General features: G+C 58.3%; 1 protein-coding gene and 1 pseudogene. Both read right to left on the reverse strand.

The genetic code is table 11. The features are described 5' to 3' along the window. Positions 1–145 (reverse strand): annotated as a pseudogene (locus F6X39_RS35995) (DDE-type integrase/transposase/recombinase); the annotation flags it as partial. Positions 146–228: 83 nt separating this feature from the next. Next, a partial coding sequence (gene ltrA / locus F6X39_RS36000; protein WP_187620136.1) for a group II intron reverse transcriptase/maturase occupies positions 229–1,704 on the reverse strand: 1,476 nt, incomplete at its 5' end.

The raw sequence follows: 1,704 nt of genomic DNA on the forward strand, positions 1-1,704 counted from the left end.
GCCGCGCGTAAAGCGCCTGTTCAAGTGCATCCAGAACGAAGTCCGTGGTCATCGAGCTGCTGACTCGCCAGCCGACGATACGGCGAGCGAACACATCGATCACGAAAGCCACATACAGCCAGCCCTGCCACGTCGAAAGTGGAGTAAGAGACCGAGCGTAGTCGAACTATTTCCCGGTCTCTCCTCCCCGAACCGGACTTGCGCCTCTCAGCGCATCCGGCTCTCCATTCAAGCGTTGCTCATAGCAAAGGCGACATCGGCATAGCGAGACTCGATGGTGCTGCGTGTCTCATCGCGCATGATGTACGGATTTTCCGACGGCGTACGCCACCTGAACTGACCCTTGCGGCTGGTGACCAGGCGCCGCAGCGCCACCGCCCCATACCAACCCCGACTGTTCTGGCCTTGTAACATCCATGTTGCAGCCTGTCCCGGCTCCGGTGCCCGGATATGGTCGCGCATCAGCGACCGGAACCCACGCCGATACCTGCGTGCGAGCCAGTAGCCGAATTTCCAGAAGACCGTCCGGTCTAATTTTCTAAACAGGGTTGCCGTGAAGTCGGTGTATTGATAGAAGGCGGCCCACCCGGCGATCTGCCGGTTCAGGCTCTCCATCAGGTCCATCCGGTTCATGCCGTAGTTTCCCGACAGTTGCTGGACTAACCGCCCAGCAAAGCCCCGATACTTCTCCCACGGAATCGTCGTCACAGGTCGCATGCGACCACGTGCTCCGCGCTTGCGGATGATGCGGTGACCAAGGAAGACGAAGCCGTCGTTCACATGCGTAATATGGGTTTTCTCCATATTCAGCGTAAGCTTCAGTTCACCCTCGAGGAACCCACGGCACGCTTCGCGTACAGCCTCAGCGTGTTCGCGAGTCCCCTTGACCACAATCACAAAGTCATCTGCATACCGGCAGTAGGCGACTGCTGGTTTCCACTGCCGGTTCTCTCGCACAGCAATTGGACGCTGCTTGAGAATGGCGAAGTTCCACGCCCACCGATCCTTCCGCGCTTTCTTGTTCAGGTAGTTCTTTTCCATCCACACATCGAATTCGTGCAGCATGATGTTGGATAACAGGGGCGAAATGACACCGCCCTGAGGAACTCCTTCGCTTGCGGCGCGAAACAGGCCGCGATCAACGCAACCCGCCTTGATGAACTTCCAGAGCAGGGCAAGGAAGCGCTGATCGGCGATCCGCTTGCGGATTCCCTTCATAAGCAAACGGTGATGAACGGTGTCGAAGTAGCTGGCGAGGTCGCCCTCAATAACCCAGCGTCCAGCGATACTTTGCTCACCACCGTCCTGCAACTGAAGCTTCACCGTGCGAATCGCGTGGTGTACGCTACGGGCAGGTCTGAAGCCATACGAAGCCGGATGGAAATCACTCTCCCAGATAGGCTCCATCGCCATCAGCATTGCCCTTTGCACGATTCGATCCCGTAGACAAGGGATGCCGAGTGGTCTGAGCTTACCGTTCGCCTTCGGTATGTACACGCGTCGCGCAGGCAGCGGACTATACGAGCCCGCCAACAGTTCGTCGCGTATCGTCGCCAGTTCATGCTGGAGATTCGCCTCCATCATGCGCCTGTCAACACCGTCCACTCCTGGTGTGCGGGCTCCGCTGGATGCCAGCGTAATGCGAGCCGCTTCGCTCAGCCAATCCCTGTCGGCAATCAGTCTCAGGAGTCGATCGAACTTGCG

Source organism: Paraburkholderia sp. UCT2, from assembly GCF_014397665.1.
Lineage (GTDB): Bacteria > Pseudomonadota > Gammaproteobacteria > Burkholderiales > Burkholderiaceae > Paraburkholderia > Paraburkholderia tuberum.